This is a genomic window from Alicyclobacillus vulcanalis (genome assembly GCF_900156755.1).
Classification (GTDB): Bacteria; Bacillota; Bacilli; order Alicyclobacillales; family Alicyclobacillaceae; genus Alicyclobacillus; species Alicyclobacillus vulcanalis.
Window position 1 is genome coordinate 44,354 of sequence record NZ_FTOO01000005.1, and the last position, 17,704, is coordinate 62,057.

Here is a 17,704-nt window from a genome sequence, read left to right on the forward strand (position 1 = left end):
CGCTCTCACTTCGCCATGCGCGCCGGTTCCTGCGCTTCGTCCGCTTCGGCCGGCTGGTACGTGCCGCGAAAGAGCGACGCCACCGCGCCCACCAGCATGAGGGCGGCCGAGAGGAGGAAGGCGAGCGCGAGACCCGCGTGGAATGGGCCGGAGATGAGGTGCGGGAAGAACGACTTTCCGGTCAGAACGGACGCCTCCGACGCGGGCAGGTGCGCGAGCACGCCGAGCCCACCCTGCCCGAGCAGCGATGCGAGAGGATTATAGCCCAACAGCGCGGCAAAGAGCGATGAGGTCGGCGGCAGTTTCGCCACCGCTTCTGCCGCTGCGCTCGGCACCCCGTGCGCCTCGAGCCCGCTCATCAGGGCGTGCGGCAGGTTCGCAGCCAGACCCGCCACGACGATGGAAAAGAAGATGCCCATGCTCATCATTTGGCCGGCGTTGTTAAACGTCGACCGCATGCCCGACGCCACGCCCCGAAACCGGGCCGGCACCGAGCTCATGATGGACGCGTTGTTCGGCGAGGCAAACAGCCCCATCCCGACGCCGATCACAAAAATGTCCGCCCAAAAGGCCCAGCGGTTGAAATCGATCGGCAACGCGGCCAGCAGGACAAACCCCACGGCGCTGACCAACAAACCGCCCGTGGCGAAGGCGCGCTGGCCGAACTTATCCGACAGATAGCCGCTGATGGGCCCGGCCGCCAGGAAACCGATCATCTGCGGCAAGGTGTAAAGCCCTGCAATGAGCGGCGTGTTGGCGTACGAGACCCCGTGCAGCGGCAGGTAGATGCCCTGCAGCCAGATAATGAGCATGAAACTCAGGCCGCCCCGCGCGAGCGATCCCATGAACAGCGCCACATTCCCGAGCGTGAACGGGCGGATGCGAAACAGCCCCAGGTGAAACAAGGGGTCCGGCATGCGCCGTTCGATCACGCCAAACACCACGAGCATCATGATGCCGCCCGCAAACAGGGCGAGAACCATCGGCGACGACCACCCCATGCTGTGCCCTCCGTACGGCATGATGCCGTACGTCAGCGCGAGCATGAGCGCCAGCACGCCCAGTGCAAGCGTCACGTTGCCCGGGATGTCGAGCTTCGCGCCCCGCTCAGGCTTTGCGATCTCCTTCAGCATCAGATAGGCCCAAATGGTTCCGAGCACCCCAATGGGGACGTTGACCAAAAACACGTACCGCCAGTGCCCGGTCGAGGCCAGAATCCCTCCAAGCACCAGCCCCACGACGCTCCCCGCCACGGCCGCAATCTGATTCAGCCCAAGCGCAAGTCCTCGTTGGTGATTCGGGAACGCGTCCGTCAAAATCGCTGCGCTGTTGGAAAACAAAAACGCGCCGCCGATGCCTTGAATCATGCGAAAGATGATGAGCTCCCACTCGCCCGCCCGGCCGTGGCTCCATGTGAGCGAGCAGAGTACCGAGCCCAAGGTGAACACCAAAAACCCCAGGTTGTACAGGCGAACCCGTCCATACATATCCGACAAGCGCCCAAACGTCACCAAGAGCACCGTCGTCGCGACGTTAAAGCCCATCAGCACCCACAAGAGGAGGCTCGTCTGGCCGCTTTGCAGCGGGTTGACGCGAATGCCCGCGAAAATGACCGGCAGCGCGATGATGAGAATCGTGCCGTTGATGGATGCCATGAGCACACCCAGTGTGGTGTTGGAAAGGGCAATCCACTTGTAAGCAGGACTTCTGGCGTCCAATGCGATCACGGCCCTTCATATCAGTCTGTGGGAGGGTCCTGGGACGATTCGAGTTCGAGCCTCGCTCGAATGCGCGTCAACCGCTCGACGTACCGCTCGCGCATCGCCGCGAGGCGGGCCATCTTCTCGTCAATCTGATTCACCACGCCCTCGAGCAGCCGGGCCGACTCGGCCAACATGCGAGCGTTCAGCGCCGGCGATTCTCCCGAGGTGATCCGCTCGCGGTAGGCCCTCAGCTGGTCTTCGACCTCGAGGATGGCCCGTATCTCCTGCAGGGAGTAGCCGAGCGCGTCTTTCAACCTCAGGATGTGTTCCACGCGCTCGATCACGTCCTCGTCGTACACGCGGTGGCCACCAGGCGTGCGGGCCACTTCGGGAATCAGGCCCATCTCCTCGTAATAATGGAGCGTTCGGGGCGTAATCCCGAGCCGCTCCGCCACGGCCTCGATGCTCCATTGTTTTTCCCGTCCCATGCTCCACCTCCCGAGCCAAACACACCGACTTCAGGGTACCCCAAATTGAAAGTTCACGTCAACGTGAGGGTTGTCGAGTGGATTGATCAAGACAAGGGCCAGCACCTGGGCTGGCCCTGTGTATGGGTTGGTTTGGGGCATTCTGTCGACGTCTTTGTCAGTGGGACATCCAAATGTAGTTGTAGAGAGGGACACCCACGACAGGGTTCATCGTTTCGTCGTTCACGTTATGGACGTTCTTGGCCACCACGCGGATGCCTGCTGGTACATTCACCCACAACACCGGCAAATCCTTAGCTGTGAGTTCCTCATAGGCATAGAAATCCTTTAGCGTCGCTTGCAACGATGGTTCAGGGTTCGTCGTCTTGTCGATGAGCTTATCCAAAGCAGGATCGTCGAAGCCGAAGTTGTCTAACCCTCCAGGTTTAAACAGTAGTTCTCCCGACGGGTACGAGCCGCCATAGATAATCCCGGTGCCCGACGCGGCCTCCCATTTTTTCGGGTCGCCACTCCCCATCACGCTGAACTCCTCGGACAGCGGCATCTGCTTCAGATTGGCCACGACGCCAATGCTCTTCCAATCCTGCTGGACGAGTTCGGCTTCCAACAGGGCCGTTTGCTCCCCAGACGGGACCAGCATATCGAATGACAGCTGGACGCCATCCTTGGTCCGAACACCGTTTTGAAGTTTCCAACCGGCTTGGTCCAAGAGGGCCGCAGCTTTTTGCAGGTTAAACGGATACAGCGGCTTTGACAACTTCGGATCGAAGAACTGGGTCTTCGGAGTCGACGGAATAGGTCCATACAAAGGCGGTGCGTACCCGTGAAAGATGTCTTTGTTGATGCTGTCCTGGTCGATCGCCATCTCAAGCGCTTGGCGGACGCGCAGGTCGGAAAACGCGGAGTACAAGGGCGATCCTTTCAACATATTCAATTCGATGAAGTCATAGGCGAACGAATAGGCAGGTTGTACCGTATACCCTTGCTGAATCAGTTGCTGACGAGAGTCCCACATGCTCCAGTCGAGGTAGCCGATACCGATGGTGCCGGAGCGCAGAGCCGCGAACTCGGCAGCAGTGGACGCTTCATATTGAAAAACGAGCTTGTCTAAGGTGCTCTTATGTCCGCCGAAGGTGGGGTTGGGCACGAGGGTCCAAGCCTGATTCTGCTTGGCGCTTTGCAGCTTGAAGGGCCCATCCACAACGTTCACAAAGCTAGCGTCTTGGGCTTCTTTCCCAAGGTACGTAATTTCCTGCGTCATGTTGTTCGGATATTTGTCCCAAGCGTGCTTCGGGATCGGAGCCAACAGCCCTATACCGTTGTAAATGAACCACTGTTGGTTGACGGGTTTTTTGAGGGTGATCTGAATCGTGTAGTTATCCAATTTCTTAACGCTGCGAATGTTGTCGGGCACGCCACCGGACCCAGCGGCGGTGTTGGGCCATGGTTTGGGCGCGTTGTTCGCGCTGGTCGCAGCAAACACATCGTAGTCGAAGAGCACGTCGTCGGCCGTCACCGGCTGGCCATCCGACCATTTCCAATCTTTCTTGAGATAAACGGTGTAGACCGTGCCTGCAGAGTTGTACGTGATTTTGCTGGCAAACGAATCCTGCCAGTCAATCTTGTATTGATCGTTGATGTAAATCAATCCAGGATACAGGCAGCTGATGAGTCGTGCGTTGTACAAGCTGTTGTTGGAGGCATTGACAATTGGAATGTACCATGTGATGGATGCACCCGCGGGCAGCGCGACGATGAGGGTGCCTCCCTTTTGCGCAGGCGTGACATCTGCGGCTGCTTGGACGCCTTTCGTCGAAGGCGCGTGTGAAGTGGCTGGAGAAGTTGTGGTCGAGCATCCTGCAGCCAGCCCTGCAGCCGTGAGAACAGAGAGTGTTGCGACCCCCCATGCATACTTTCTCCTCTTGTGTTTCATCCAACGCAGACCTCCTTTTGAAATAAATTTGAGATTGCCAACATCATACGAAGTCATGCGAGTCTTGTAAAGATACCGAAAATAAAGTCATCCATGAAGAAACCGGTCTTCATCCAGTACTGGAGCGGCAAGTCTGAACCCAGGCCCCTTTCTAAAAATTTTCTTAGATTTCATATGGTCCAGCTTGCGGACAGAACCCTTCGCCTCGTCTTCTCAAATCCGCTTCTCAGGCTTAAAATAACTCTTCTACTCCCTTTCGCTTTTGCGATGTACGGGGGTGACCAAGCGTGCATATCATCATGGCATACGCGCTCGTGGCCGTCTTCGCGGCTTTCTCTGGATTGAACGATGGCGGCAATTTGCTCGCGGTGCTTGTCAGCTCTCGCATGCTGCCCATCGCGGTGGCTGTGCTAGAGATCGGCGTGGGGATATTTGTCGCGCCCTTCCTCATAGGCACGCGCGTCGCTCATACCATCGGGGCGGGTATCTTGCCGCTTCAGGACATCACCCTGCCCGTGGTGACGGCCGTCCTCGCGGCTACGCTTGTTACGCTGCTCGGCTGTTACACCACGAAAGTGCCGACGAGCATCACCTTCGCCTTGGTCGGGGCGATGGGCGGTGTGGGCGTCGTGATGCTCGGTGTGCGGCGCGTGCATTGGGCGAGCTTGGGCCAGGTGGCCGGCGCCCTCATTCTCACCGTGAGCGTGGCGGGGCTCGTGGGCTTTGGCCTTCATCTCGGCCTGCGGAGGTTTTTGGCGCAACTTTCTGCGCGCGCCGGGCGGATCGCGCTTTGGTCCGAGCTGGTGACGTCTGCATGCGTCTGCATAGGATACGGAGCGAACGACGCCGAAAAGACACTCGCGCTCCTGGCCTTGACACGCGAACTCGGTGCGACGCGTGGGCCGCACCTCTTCATTGCGCCGTGGATGATCGCGGCTTCAACCGCTGCCTTTCTCGCAGGCCTCCTGCTCGGAGGCTGGCGCGTGGCGCGGACCATCCAGGGCCACGTCTTTCGCATACGGCCCATCCACGCGGTGATGAACGAGCTCGCGACGGCGACCGTCGTGATCGCGGCGTCGAGCTTGGGCGGGCCGGTGAGCACCACGCAGGCGCTCGACAGCTCTCTCGTGGGCGTGGGGGCGAGCGCGCACGCGAGGCGCGTGCGATGGCGGGTCGTGCGGAAGATGGCGGGCGTGTGGGTCATGACCATGCCGCTCGCGTTCGTGGTTGGTTGCGCGACGGGACAACTGTTTGTGTGGGGGGGATATCGATGAGCAAGTTGGCGCAGTGGCTTCGCCCGAATGAGTCGAGGTTTTTTGCGCTCCTGGAGGCGCAGGCGCGTCAGGCGCAGCGGGGCGTGCATTTGCTTGGAGAAATCGTGGAACGAGAGCCGGGGGAGGCTGATCTGCGCCAATACGCGGAGCAGATGCGCGGTTTGGAGCAGGAGGGCGACGCGATCCGGCGACAGGTCATCGAGGAGTTGGTGCGCAGCTTCATGACGCCGATCGACCGGGAGGACATCTACGATCTCTCGCGGAGTCTGGATGATATTTTGGACTACGCGCACACGACGGTGCAGGAGTTTTTGGTCTACGCGATCCCGTTCGAGCGGGCGATTCGGGAGATGGCGGGCGCGCTGCGAGAAGGGGTGGACGCGCTGACGGAGGCGGTGATGGGACTGGTGAAGCCTGGGCCGCAGGTGCATGCGGCCATTGTTCGCGCGAAGAAGATGGAGAACCGCATGGAGGAGCTGTACCGGGAGTCGAACGCGGAGCTGTTTCTCAGCCAGGATGTGCACCACATTTTCCGGATGCGCGAGGTGTACCGGCACCTGAGCAACGCGGCGGATCGGCTTGATCGGGCGGCAGACATGGTGGGCAGCATTCTGATCAAGGGGATGGGGTGAAGGCTTGTCCGCCGAAAGCGCTTTACAGTTCGCGTGTGGCGCGGTACAGTGGAAATAAGTTGATAAGCTTGTGCCAGTGAGACGTGGAGACGGCGGCCATATCGCGTATGTGAACGCGACAGTGTCCGCCGTTTGTTTTCGGGGTTGATCAACCACAAGATGGAGGGAGACATGGAACGGCGTACGTATATCCTCGCCTTCGACCAAGGTACAACCAGCTCCCGCGCGATTCTGTTCGATCGCGCCGGTAGGGTTCATAGCGTCGCCCAAAAAGAGTTCACGCAAATCTACCCAAAGCCGGGCTGGGTCGAGCACGATCCCATGGAAATCTGGGGGACCCAGAGCGGCGTGGCGCGCGAGGTGCTCGAAAAGGCCGCGGTTTCCCCCGAGCAAGTGGCTGCCATCGGCATCACCAACCAGCGGGAAACCACCTTGGTGTGGGAGAAGGCCACAGGAAAACCTGTTTACAACGCGATTGTCTGGCAGGATCGGCGCATGGCCGATCTGTGCGAGAAATTGAAAGAGGAAGGGCACGCCGAAAAGATCCGTGAAAAGACGGGCCTTGTCATTGACGCTTACTTCTCAGGCACCAAGATCAAGTGGATTCTCGATCACGTCGACGGTGCGCGTGAGCGCGCCGAGCGCGGAGAGCTGTTGTTTGGCACGGTGGATTCCTGGCTCGTCTGGAATTTGACGCGCGGCAAGGCCCACGTCACGGACTTCACGAACGCATCGCGCACGATGCTGTTCAACATTCACACCTTGGATTGGGACGACGAATTGCTCGAACTGCTAGGTATCCCGCGTGCGATGCTGCCGCAGGTGCGGCCTTCCTCTGAGGTGTACGGATATACCGATGAGCATACGTTTGGGGGGGCGAAAATCCCGATTGCTGGGATGGCAGGAGACCAGCAAGCCGCGCTCTTCGGTCAAACGTGCGTTGAGCCTGGCATGGTCAAAAACACGTACGGCACAGGCTGTTTCATGCTGATGAACACGGGTGAGAAGCCGGTCGCTTCCGCGTCAGGCTTGTTGACCACCATCGCTTGGGGGCTTGACGGCAAGGTGACGTATGCGCTTGAGGGCAGCGTCTTCATCGCGGGTGCGGCCATTCAATGGCTGCGCGATGGGCTCCGCTTCTTCGACACGGCGGCGGACTCGGAGTACTTTGCAGCGAAAGTGGAAGACACCGGCGGCGTGTACGTCGTGCCTGCGTTTGCTGGACTCGGTGCGCCTTACTGGGACATGTACGCGCGCGGAGCCATCTTCGGCCTGACGCGAGGCACGCGAAAAGAGCATATCATTCGGGCTACCCTTGAGTCGCTCGCCTATCAGACCAAGGACATCCTGGACGCCATGCAGCGCGATTCGGGAATTGAACTGAAGTCGCTGCGGGTGGATGGCGGCGCCGTGGCCAACAATCTTCTGATGCAATTCCAGGCCGATATTCTCGGCGTACCCGTCGAGCGCCCCCAGATAACCGAATCGACGGCTCTCGGAGCGGCGTACCTCGCCGGCCTGGCGGTCGGATTCTGGTCCAAGGACGACCTGCGCCAGCACGGCGGTATTGAGCGGCGTTTCGAACCGCAGATGGATGACGCCACCCGAGCGCGCCTCTACCGAGGTTGGCAGCGCGCCGTCGAGCGCACGAAGGGTTGGGAGCTGGACAATCCTGACGAATGATGGACGGCGAGTAGACCGCTCGGTATAATACCCTTAACAAGTTCATCACACAGGGTTGAGATGATGAGAAAACCACAGGTCAGGTGCCATGCGGCACTTGGTTTGTGGTTTTTTCTCTTGTTGGAATGTAAAGGAGGCTCGCAAGATGGGACATGGGCGGTTTTCGGTGGCGGCGAGATCGGCCTTGAAAGCGGAGATGGCCGGTGAGCCATTCGATCTCCTCATCATCGGGGGCGGCATCACGGGCGCGGGCATTCTTCTGGATGCGACCGCGCGCGGGATGAAGGCGGCCCTCGTCGAGATGCAGGACTTCGCCGCAGGCACGTCCAACCGTTCGACGAAGCTCGTGCACGGGGGACTTCGCTATCTCAAGCAGTTCGAGGTCGGACTCGTCGCCGAGGTCGGCAAGGAACGCGCCATTGTCTACGAGAACGGTCCGCACATCACGACGCCGGTGTGGATGCTTTTGCCCATCATTGAAGGCGGCACGTATGGCCGGCTGGCGACGAGCATTGGCATCTACGTGTATGACAAGCTGGCCGGGGTGAAGCGCTCCGAGCGCCGCAAGATGCTGAGCGCCGAGCAGGCGCTTCAGATTGAGCCGCTCTTGCGGAAGGAAGGGCTCAAGGGGGCCGGCTACTACGTAGAGTATCGCACGGACGACGCGCGGCTGACGCTTGAGATCCTCAAGAAAGCTGTGGAAATGGGCGGCATTGCCCTGAACTATGCCAAGGCCACCGGTTTCGTGTACGATCACGGCCGCATCGCGGGCGCAGAAGTGGAAGATGTCCTGAGCCACGACACCTTCGTCGTGCGGGCCAAGAAGGTCGTCAACGCGGCCGGCCCGTGGGTCGATGAGCTCCGCGAGAAAGACGGTTCGAAGTCCGGCAAGACGCTCCACCACACGAAGGGCGTGCACATCGTCGTCGACGGCAAGCGATTTCCGCTCCACAACTCGGTTTACTTCGACGTGCCCGATGGGCGCATGGTGTTTGCCATTCCGCGCGATGGCAAGACCTACATCGGCACCACGGATACCAACTACCGGGGCGATCTCGTCCATCCGCGCATGACCAAGGCGGATCGAGACTATCTCATTGACTGCGTGAATTTCATGTTCCCGAGCGTCAACCTTACGGCCGCGGACATCGAGAGCAGCTGGGCTGGCGTGCGACCCTTGATCCACGAGGAGGGGAAGGACCCGTCCGAGATCTCGCGCAAGGACGAGGTGTTTGTCTCGCCATCCGGCCTTCTGACGATTGCGGGCGGCAAGCTGACGGGCTACCGCAAGATGGCCGAAAAGGTCGTCGACATGGTGGCGCTCGATCTCGCCGAGGCTGGGCGGCGCTTCGCGCCTTGCTCGACGGATCGCATCCCGTATTCTGGCGGCGACTTCGGCGGGTCCGGCCACATGCCTGCCTTCATCGAAGAGCGGGTGAGCCGCGGCGTCAAGCTCGGGCTGCCCGAAGAGGCGGCGCGGCGGCTAGCGCGGCGATACGGGACGAATGTCGATCTCGTCTTCAACATTCTGGCATCTGGGCGGGATCGGGCCGCGAAGTATGGGCTTGAGCCCGACGTATTCGCGGAACTGGAGTACGGGCTGCGCCACGAGATGGTGGTGACGCCGTCCGATTTCTTCATCCGGCGGACGGGCGCCTTGTACTTCGATATCGACTGGGTGCGGACGCACAAGGACGCGGTCATCCGCTACATGGCGGATGCGTGCGAGTGGAGCGAGGAGCGACGCAATCAGGTTGCGCGCGAGCTGGAGGACCGCATCGTCGAAGCCACGTGTCCTGAGGACGAAGTGGCGCCATCGGGCAGCGTCGTGGGCGCCTAACGGCGGTGGCGCGCGGGTGAGCGCGGGTTCAGGGGTGCGAAGCGCGGAGATTCCGCGGCTTTGCACCCCTATGCAACAATTACCTGCGTTTTCGCCGCAATTCGACGCAATTCGCTGAAGGATCAAACGACCCCTGTGCCGAATCCATTTGGCGCAAGATCAGATTCGGACATCAGGGGGCGTTGACATGGGCTTGTGGAAACGGCTGGCGCTCGGCGTGCCTGCGGCACTTAGCATGCTCGCGGTTGGGGTGCCTGTGATGAGCGCGGACACCGTGGAGGCTGCGCCGCTTGCGAATCCTTCAACGGAAAATGCGCAGGATATGGGGCCGGCGAGTGGGAGCCAGACGGTGACGGCATCCATCATTTTGCGTGTGCAGAATCCGACGGCGCTGCAGAACTACATTCAAGAGACGGAGACACCGGGCAGTCCGCTGTACCATAAGTTCTTGACGACGGCGCAGTTCGCTCAGCAGTACGCGCCTTCGGCGGCGACCCTTCAGCAGATTGAGCAGGAGCTTCAGGGCTATGGGCTCCAGGTCGTGAATGTCGACGCGGATCACCTGGACATGCAGGTTCAGGGCACAGTTCAGCAGTTTGACAACGCGTTCAACACCGTGATCGACCTGTTTAAGGCAAACGGGCACATCTTCCGCGCGCCGAAGAAGCCGCCGCAGATCCCGGTGGCGCTTCTCACCAACGTGCTCGCCGTGGTGGGACTCGATACGGCACAGGCGGCGCAGTCGCTCACGGTGAAGACGCCGAACGTCGCGGGTGTGCCTTCGCCCAAGGTGGTGCTTCCGCAGGGAGGCAGCACGGCGACGGGCACGCCAGGGAGCTACACGGTTGGGGATACGGCGAATCGCTACGACATCAACCCACTCTATCAGAAGGGTATCACGGGCAAGGGCGAGACCATCGGCATTGTGACGCTGTCGAGCTTTAATCCGCAGGATGCCTACACCTACTGGCAGGGCATTGGGCTGAAGGTGGCTCCAAACCGCATCCAGATGGTGAATGTGGACGGCGGTGGCCAGATGGATGATGGATCGGTCGAGACGACGCTGGACGTGGAACAGTCGGGCGGTTTGGCGCCGGACGCCAACGTCGTGGTGTACGACGCGCCGAATACGGATCAGGGCTTCATCGATGCGTTCTACCAGGCGGTCTCGGACAACCAGGCGGATTCCCTCTCGGTGAGCTGGGGACAGCCTGAAATCGATTACCTGCCGCAGATGAACCAAGGCCAGTCGTATGTGGATGAGCTCCTCGCCTTCACCCAGGCGTTCATGGAGGCGGCGGCTCAGGGCATTTCCATGTACGCGGCCGCGGGGGATTCAGGCGCCTACGACACGGCGCGCGACTTCCCGCCCTCCGATGGCTTCACCACGCCGCTCAGCGTGGACTTTCCCGCCTCCGACCCGTACATCACGGCTGCGGGAGGCACGACGGTACCGTTCACCGCAAAGTTCTCGCTCGGCACGGTCAACATCACGCAGGAGCAGCCCTGGTCGTGGCAATACCTTCAAAACCTCGGCTACCAAGGGCTCTTCTCCGTGGGCACAGGCGGTGGCGTGAGCGTCATCTTCCCGCGCCCGTGGTATCAGCTCGGCGTGGGCGGCATGCAAAATAGCGCGGCCAATCAGGCCTTCACCGACTCGCAGGGCGTTTTGTACGGATCGCCCTTCACGTACAACCTGCCGAGCAATTACGCGGGCCGGAATCTGCCGGACATCTCCATGGATGCTGATCCGGAGACGGGCTATCTGGTCTACTGGAGCGCGGGCGGTGGCTGGATTGCGGGCTACGGCGGGACGAGCTTCGTGGCGCCGCAGTTGAACGGTATCACGGCGCTCATTGATCAGGAGGTCCATGGGCGAGTGGGCTTCCTCAATCCGCTGCTGTACACCCTGTTGACGCAAGGGGTCCAAGGTGGGGCGCAGCCGTTCCACGACATCACGACGGGGAACAACTGGTATTGGAATGCGGTGCCTGGTTACGATCCGGCCTCGGGCGTGGGCACGCCGGACGTCGCGAACTTGGCGCAGGACATCGCATCGCTGAGATAAGAAACGCGCTGGTGGACGCGTTCGCTGGGCGCCGGCTTCGGCCGGCGTCCAGGGCACCCGCGTGGGCGCAAGGCGGTCAACCGGGGCCGCAGGGGGAGGCATGCGCAAGCTTCTCTCTGTGTTTGCCTAGGTATACAAGTATACGGTACAATAGCCGCGACGCAACCACGCGAGGAGGTGTGGCGTTGATCGCTGGTGTGACCTATGGAGTGGCCAAGAAGACGCTCGGCGAGCAGGCGTATGAGGCCATTCGCGAAGAAATTCTGTCCCTTCGACTGCATCCGGGGCAGACCGTGTACGAGTCCGACTTCACAAGGATGCTCAACATGAGCCGGACGCCCATTCGCGAGGCTGTGCGCGCGCTTGCCATGGAGCGGCTGATCGAGGTGCTTCCGCAGCGCGGCATGAAGGTGGCGCTCATTTCCGAGAAACAGGTCGAGGAGACCCGGTTCGTGCGCGAAAGCCTGGAGCTGGCCGTCATTCGCCGCGTGACAGAGGAGGCGGCGCACGACGAGGGCATGCGAGCGCGCTTGGAACAGGAACTCGCCCATTCGCTTCGCGAACAGCAGGCCGCCGCTGACGCGGGCGACGCGATGCGCTTCATGCAGGCGGACGACGCGTTTCATCAAATCTTCCTGCAGGCGTTCGAGAACGAGACGCTCTCTGCGATTGTGGCGCAAATGCGCGGCCATCTGAACCGCGTGCGGATGCTCTCGCTGTTTGAGCCGGAGCGCATGAAGCGGCTGGTCGGGGAGCACGAGCAGGTCGCGCGCGCGGTTCTGGCCGGCCGTCCGGAACAAGCCGTCGACGCGATGCACCATCACCTTTCCAAGCTGATGGACGATCTCCCGCGCATCAAGGCGCATCACGCGGCTTTCTTTGGCCCCTAAAGCGGTAAGGAGGATGGAATCGATGCGTCTCTTGAACAAGGTGGCGCTCGTCACCGGCGGCGGCCGCGGCATCGGTGCGGCCATTGCGCGCAGGTTCGCCCAGGAGGGCGCGGACATCTGTCTCGTGAGCCGGACGGAGGCCGAGCTGTTGGGCCAGGCCGAATGGATCTCCAGAGAGACCGGGCGCCAGGCGCTGCCTTGCGTGTGCGATGTGTCAAACCCGTCCGATGTGGAGCGGGCTGTTGCGGCCGCTGAGGCCCAATTTGGCCGGATCGACATCCTGGTCAATGCCGCGGGCATTTCGGTGGCGGCGCCGTCGACAGAACTTTCCTACGAGCGGTGGAAGGCGTGCCTGAACATCAACTTGGACGGCACATTCTTGTTCTGCCAGGCTGTGGGCCGCGGGATGATTGCGCGCGGACAGGGCGGCAAGATCATCAACATCACGTCCATCGTGGCCCACGCGGGCATTCCCGAACGGGCGACGTACGCGGCGAGCAAGGGCGGTGTCCGCCAGTTGACGCAGGCGCTGGCCGTCGAGTGGGCGAAGCACAACATCCAGGTGAACGCCATCAGCCCGGGCTTCATCATGACGGAAATCGTGCGGGATTACATTCGCCGGGGCATTCACAAGCCCGAAAAGCTTGTCGCGCGCATTCCGGCGGGCCGCATGGGGGAGGTCGACGATATCGCGGGCCCGGCGGTGTTTCTGGCGTCCAGCGACTCGGATTACGTGACCGGCACAATTCTCGTCGCCGACGGCGGCTTTCTCGCGAATGGTTACGTGTGAGGGGAGGTCGGTCCACCATGTCCCACGAGCGCGATCTCGACTACGACGCTTGGCTTCAGGAGACGCCCCTTCGAGGGCTCGCCTGTCCGCCGCCTTTGCGCGCCTTGGTGGTCTTCGGTTCGCCCAGTGAGCCGGTCCTTGAAACGGCCGCCGCCGAGTGGACCCGCGCGGTGCAAGCGGCCTTCGGCGAAAGGCCTGTGAGGCTGCAGCCGAGCCTCGATGCCTATCCTGACGCGCCTTTTGTCGCCATGGGCCTTGTGCCCGAACTGCCGCTCGGCCTTCGCGAACTTGCGGCCAAGGCGCTCGAAGCCGCAGTGTCTGACGACGCGTATGCCATCGTGTCCACAGGCGGCAACATCGCTGTCGTCGCGCACACGCCGGCAGGCCTCTTGTACGGCGCCTTCCACCTGATCCGCCGCCTGCGGCTTGGCCAGCCCCTGCACGAGCCGTGCGTCTCATCCCCGCACAACGCCCTGCGCATGCTCGATCACTGGGACAATGCGGATGGCACCATCGAGCGCGGCTACGCCGGGCAGTCGCTCTTTTACCGCGGGGGCCAAATCGATTTTGACGAGCGGCGCGTCGCGGACTATGCCAGGCTGCTCGCTTCCATCGGCATCAACGCCATCGCCATCAACAATGTCAACGTGCACCCCATCGAAACGCGCTTCCTCACGGAGGCGTATCTGCCCGGCATCGCGCGCTTGGCCGACATCTTTCGCCGGTATGGCATCCGGCTGTTCCTCAGCATCAACTTCGCGAGCCCGGTCGATCTCGGCGACCTGCCCACGGCCGATCCGCTCGATGCGCGCGTCGAAGCCTGGTGGCGCGCGGCCGCGGACCGCATCTACCGGCACATCCCGGACTTCGGGGGCTTTCTCGTGAAGGCCGACTCCGAGTTTCGCCCCGGGCCGTTCACCTACGGGCGCGATCACAAAGACGGCGCCAACATGCTGGCGAGGGCGCTTGCGCCGCACGGCGGGCTCGTCATCTGGCGGGCGTTCGTGTACAACTGCCTGATGGACTGGCGAGACAGGCGTTCCGACCGTGCCCGCGCCGCCTACGATCACTTCGTGCCGCTGGATGGCCTGTTTCTCGACAACGTCCTGATTCAAATCAAGCATGGGCCCATCGACTTTCAGGTGAGAGAGCCCGTCTCCCCGCTTTTCGGCGGGCTCCGCTCGACCAACGTGATGCTCGAGCTTCAGATCACGCAGGAGTACACGGGTCAGCAGCGCGACGTCTGTTACCTCGCGCCCATGTGGAAACAGGTGCTCGATTTTGACACCCACGCGCGCGGGGAGGGCTCCACCGTCGCCGAGATCGCCCGCGGGGCGCTGTTCGGGCGGCCGCACGGCGGGATGGCCGGCGTCGCGAACGTGGGCGACAGCCCGAACTGGACGGGCCACTCGCTCGCGCAGGCCAACCTGTACGCGTTCGGCCGGCTCGCCTGGGACCCATCGCTCGATCCGGCCGAGATCGCCCGGGAATGGGCGCAGCTCACGTACGGCGACGAGGCGGACGTCGTCCGGACGGTGGAGGCCATCCTGATGGCGTCGTGGCCCGCGTACGAGGCGTACACGGCGCCGCTTGGCGTGGGATTCATGGTCAACCCGGGCCACCACGACGGGCCGAATCCAGAAGGGTACGAGTACTCGAAGTGGGGCACGTATCACTACGCCGATTGGCGCGGCATCGGGGTGGATCGGACGATGGCGACGGGGACGGGCTTCACGGGTCAGTATCATGAGCCGGTGCGAAGCCTGTACGAGCATTTGGAGACCTGCCCGGACGAACTCCTGCTGTTCTTCCACCACGTGCCCTACACACACGCCTTGCACTCGGGGAAGACGGTCATCCAACACATCTACGACACGCACTTCGACGGCGTGGAGGCGGTGGCGTGGATGATCGAGGCATGGCGCCGGCTCGCGGGCCGGATCGACCCGGTTCGCTTCGAGCGCGTGCTCGCGCGGCTTCTGGACCAGTACGATCGCGCCGTCGAGTGGCGCGACGTGATCAACACGTATTTTTATCGAAAGTGTGGCATTCCGGACGATCGCGGCCGGCTCATCTATCCGTGAGCAGGGAGAACGGCCGCCGGCCTCGAAAGATGGGATACGCGGAGGATGGCATTGAGGAAGGCCGGCGGAGGGATGGCAGTGGCGCCGTCTGAGACGAAACATCGGCGTGGGTGGTTTGCATGGGTGTTTGCATGCGCCGCCGCGGGGTACATCGCCTTCATGGCGGTGCAGAGCTTCGTGACAGACCCGGGGGACGTGTCGTTTCTCGCGCACAAGACGGGGCTTCACCGCCACCTGTCGCACACCGCGTGGCTCGTGGCCTTGCACGTTCACATCGCGAGCGCGTTTGTCGCCATTCTGGCGGGCGCGCTCAATTTCGCCTGGACGCGGGCCAGGTGGCACCTGGGTGCCCATCGCGCCGTGGGCTACGCGTATCTGGCGGGCGTGCTCGGCGTGGACGGCACGAGCGGGTACCTGGCACCGGAGGCGACAGGCGGCGAAGTGGCCACGGTGGCGTTTAACGTGCTGAACGTGTACTGGCTCGTGGCTGCGTTTTTCGTGTATTGGATGGCCAGGCAGAGGCGCCCCGACGCCCACCGGCGCTGGGTGGTGAGGAGTTATGTGTTTCTCGACACGAATCTGCTGAACCGCGGGTTCACATGGTTGGGCGTGCACGCGCTCGCGCTGCCCTTCCCGCGCGCGTACGCTGCGGCCGTGTGCCTGAGCATCCTGCTGAACGTCGCGCTGGGCGAAGGGCTCGCCCGCGCCCTGTACCCTTGTACGTCGGCGCGCCGGGCGTGATCGCGGTCAAAAACGAAAGGGCCCTCTCGTGAGGGCCCTTTCGCCATAGAGGGAGGCCGCCCGGCGTCAGACCGACGCCTCGGCGTCCACCCGGTAGTCGGCTGGCGTGGTCTCGTCCTCGCCGTTCGACAACCCCATCGCCTGGAAGATGCCGCTGAGGACGAGTGCGACGACGATGTTGACGATGAGCGCCCAGATGCCGGCATAGGCGGTCACGCCGCCCACGGTGTAGCTCGTGGATTGATAGCCCGTGCTCGCCCACATGAGGATGCCGAGCACGATGCCGACGAGCCAGCCGAGGAACAGCCCGCGCCGATGGAACCAGCGCGTGAACAGGCCAAACACCACGGTGGGCAGGGTCTGCAGGATGAGGATGCCGCCCACCTGCTGCATGCTGATGGCGTACTGCTGCGGGAATCCGAGGATGAACACCAGCGCCAGCAGGATGATGATGAGCGAGACGATCTTCGCCACGCGCGCCTCGTGCTCGTTCGACGCATTGCGCACGAAGAACGCCTTGTAGATGTTGCGCGTAAACAGGTTGGCGGACGCGATCGACATGATGGCCGCAGGGACCAGCGCGCCGATGCCGATGGCCGCAAAGCCAAAGCCCGCAAACCACGTCGGAAACTCCTTCAGGAACAAGAGTGGCACGGCCTCGCTGGACGACTTCGTGTGAACGCCTGCGGCGAGCGCCATGTAGCCGAGCAGCGCGATGATGCCAAGCGCAAACGAGTAGGCCGGCAAGAGCGCCATGTTCCGCTTCACCACGCGGCGGCTGGAAGCGCTGAACACGCCTGTGACCGCGTGCGGGTAGAGGAACAGCGCGAGTGCGGAGCCGAGCGCGAGCGTGCCGTAGGTGGCGTACAGCTTCGGCGACAGCGCGATGGATCCCGGCGGGTGGTGCTTCGCGAGCGCTGCGGCAGACGCATGGAAGATATGCCCGAAACCACCCAGCTTAATGGGAATGAGAATGACCGCCACGATAATCGTGATGTAAATCATGAGGTCTTTCACGATGGCGATCATCGCGGGCGCGCGCAGGCCGCTCGTGTAGGCGAACAGCGCCAGGATGATAAACGCGATGATAAGAGGCCAGCTGCCCGGAATGCCCATGGCGGTGATGACCGCCTGCATGCCCGTCAGCTGCAGGGCGATATAGGGGATGGTCGCCACGATGCCCGTGAGCGCCACGGCAAACGACAACAGGCGATCTCCGTAGCGGCCCTGGACGAAGTCCGATGCCGTGACGTACCCCTTCGCCCGTGCCACGGACCAAAACCTGGGCAGAATCAGCAGGAAGATGGGGTAGACGACGGTGGTGTAGGGAACGGCGTAAAAGCCGAGCGCGCCTTTCCCGTACATGAGCCCTGGCACAGCGATGAACGTGTAGGCGGTGTACAAGTCTCCACCCACCAGGAACCACGTGATGAGCGTGCCGAACCGGCGCCCCGCGAGGCCCCACTCTTCCAGGTGGGAGAGATCACCTCGCCGCCACCTCGCCGCGACGAAGCCGAGGACGGCGACAAAGAGAAAGAAAATAATAAAAATAGAGAACGCAGTCCAGTTGATTTGCAC

At 62.2% G+C, this 17,704-nt stretch carries 13 protein-coding genes; 9 read left to right on the forward strand and 4 right to left on the reverse strand.

Annotation, left to right across the window (positions count from 1 at the left end; all coding sequences use genetic code 11):
- Positions 1 to 5 precede the first annotated feature (5 nt).
- From BW934_RS07060 to BW934_RS07070, 3 genes are all read right to left on the reverse strand, one after another.
- Positions 6 to 1,727 carry an MFS transporter gene (locus BW934_RS07060; RefSeq protein WP_143232562.1) on the reverse strand — a complete coding sequence of 574 codons (1,722 nt, stop codon included), beginning with the start codon at positions 1,725 to 1,727 and terminating at the stop codon, positions 6 to 8.
- A gap of 11 nt (positions 1,728 to 1,738) precedes the next feature.
- The gene (locus BW934_RS07065; RefSeq protein ID WP_076346545.1) at positions 1,739 to 2,191 is read right to left on the reverse strand and encodes a MerR family transcriptional regulator; all 453 of its coding nucleotides are present in this window, start codon (positions 2,189 to 2,191) and stop codon (positions 1,739 to 1,741) included.
- A 157-nt stretch (positions 2,192 to 2,348) separates the two neighbouring features.
- Positions 2,349 to 4,124 (reverse strand): peptide ABC transporter substrate-binding protein, encoded by a 1,776-nt coding sequence (locus tag BW934_RS07070; protein ID WP_076346547.1) that lies wholly within the window; start codon positions 4,122 to 4,124, stop codon positions 2,349 to 2,351.
- 287 nt (positions 4,125 to 4,411) lie between these two features.
- Between BW934_RS07070 and BW934_RS07075 the strand changes: the two genes are divergently transcribed.
- The 9 genes from BW934_RS07075 (at position 4,412) to BW934_RS07115 (ending at position 16,126) form a co-directional block, all read left to right on the forward strand.
- Complete coding sequence (locus BW934_RS07075) at positions 4,412 to 5,398, forward strand: inorganic phosphate transporter (protein ID WP_076346549.1); 987 nt, start codon at positions 4,412 to 4,414, stop codon at positions 5,396 to 5,398.
- Positions 5,395 to 6,030 carry a DUF47 domain-containing protein gene (locus BW934_RS07080; protein WP_076346551.1) on the forward strand — a complete coding sequence of 212 codons (636 nt, stop codon included), beginning with the start codon at positions 5,395 to 5,397 and terminating at the stop codon, positions 6,028 to 6,030. Before BW934_RS07075 ends, BW934_RS07080 begins: the two co-directional genes overlap by 4 nt.
- Positions 6,031 to 6,201: 171 nt before the next feature.
- Positions 6,202 to 7,713 carry a glycerol kinase GlpK gene (gene glpK, locus BW934_RS07085; protein ID WP_200805730.1) on the forward strand — a complete coding sequence of 504 codons (1,512 nt, stop codon included), beginning with the start codon at positions 6,202 to 6,204 and terminating at the stop codon, positions 7,711 to 7,713.
- 145 nt (positions 7,714 to 7,858) lie between these two features.
- The gene (locus BW934_RS07090; RefSeq protein WP_076346553.1) at positions 7,859 to 9,553 is read left to right on the forward strand and encodes a glycerol-3-phosphate dehydrogenase/oxidase; all 1,695 of its coding nucleotides are present in this window, start codon (positions 7,859 to 7,861) and stop codon (positions 9,551 to 9,553) included.
- Positions 9,554 to 9,740: 187 nt separating this feature from the next.
- A complete protein-coding gene (locus tag BW934_RS07095; protein WP_076346555.1) occupies positions 9,741 to 11,621 on the forward strand; it encodes a S53 family peptidase in 1,881 nt (626 codons plus the stop codon).
- Between the two features lie 179 nt (positions 11,622 to 11,800).
- The gene (locus BW934_RS07100; protein WP_234969670.1) at positions 11,801 to 12,511 is read left to right on the forward strand and encodes a GntR family transcriptional regulator; all 711 of its coding nucleotides are present in this window, start codon (positions 11,801 to 11,803) and stop codon (positions 12,509 to 12,511) included.
- A gap of 13 nt (positions 12,512 to 12,524) precedes the next feature.
- Positions 12,525 to 13,301 (forward strand): SDR family NAD(P)-dependent oxidoreductase, encoded by a 777-nt coding sequence (locus BW934_RS07105; RefSeq protein WP_076346559.1) that lies wholly within the window; start codon positions 12,525 to 12,527, stop codon positions 13,299 to 13,301.
- A gap of 17 nt (positions 13,302 to 13,318) precedes the next feature.
- A complete protein-coding gene (locus tag BW934_RS07110) occupies positions 13,319 to 15,385 on the forward strand; it encodes an alpha-glucuronidase family glycosyl hydrolase (RefSeq protein WP_076346561.1) in 2,067 nt (688 codons plus the stop codon).
- A 45-nt stretch (positions 15,386 to 15,430) separates the two neighbouring features.
- Positions 15,431 to 16,126, forward strand: coding sequence for a DUF2306 domain-containing protein (locus tag BW934_RS07115; RefSeq protein ID WP_234969671.1), 696 nt, complete (start codon positions 15,431 to 15,433; stop codon positions 16,124 to 16,126).
- Between the two features lie 66 nt (positions 16,127 to 16,192).
- Here BW934_RS07115 and mctP read toward each other — a convergent pair whose 3' ends face one another.
- Positions 16,193 to 17,704: a monocarboxylate uptake permease MctP gene (mctP, locus tag BW934_RS07120; protein ID WP_084182526.1), complete on the reverse strand. Its 1,512-nt coding sequence runs from the start codon at positions 17,702 to 17,704 to the stop codon at positions 16,193 to 16,195.

Excerpts from the sequence above, each read along its gene's own strand:
- glpK (WP_200805730.1), top strand. The coding sequence starts at position 6,202 with ATGGAACGGCGTACGTATATCCTCGCCTTCGACCAAGGTACAACCAGC.
- BW934_RS07115 (WP_234969671.1), top strand. The coding sequence starts at position 15,431 with ATGGCATTGAGGAAGGCCGGCGGAGGGATGGCAGTGGCGCCGTCTGAG.
- BW934_RS07095 (WP_076346555.1), top strand. The coding sequence starts at position 9,741 with ATGGGCTTGTGGAAACGGCTGGCGCTCGGCGTGCCTGCGGCACTTAGC.
- BW934_RS07080 (WP_076346551.1), top strand. The coding sequence starts at position 5,395 with ATGAGCAAGTTGGCGCAGTGGCTTCGCCCGAATGAGTCGAGGTTTTTT.
- BW934_RS07110 (WP_076346561.1), top strand. The coding sequence starts at position 13,319 with ATGTCCCACGAGCGCGATCTCGACTACGACGCTTGGCTTCAGGAGACG.
- BW934_RS07070 (WP_076346547.1), bottom strand. The coding sequence starts at position 4,124 with ATGAAACACAAGAGGAGAAAGTATGCATGGGGGGTCGCAACACTCTCT.
- BW934_RS07065 (WP_076346545.1), bottom strand. The coding sequence starts at position 2,191 with ATGGGACGGGAAAAACAATGGAGCATCGAGGCCGTGGCGGAGCGGCTC.
- BW934_RS07105 (WP_076346559.1), top strand. The coding sequence starts at position 12,525 with ATGGAATCGATGCGTCTCTTGAACAAGGTGGCGCTCGTCACCGGCGGC.
- BW934_RS07090 (WP_076346553.1), top strand. The coding sequence starts at position 7,859 with ATGGGACATGGGCGGTTTTCGGTGGCGGCGAGATCGGCCTTGAAAGCG.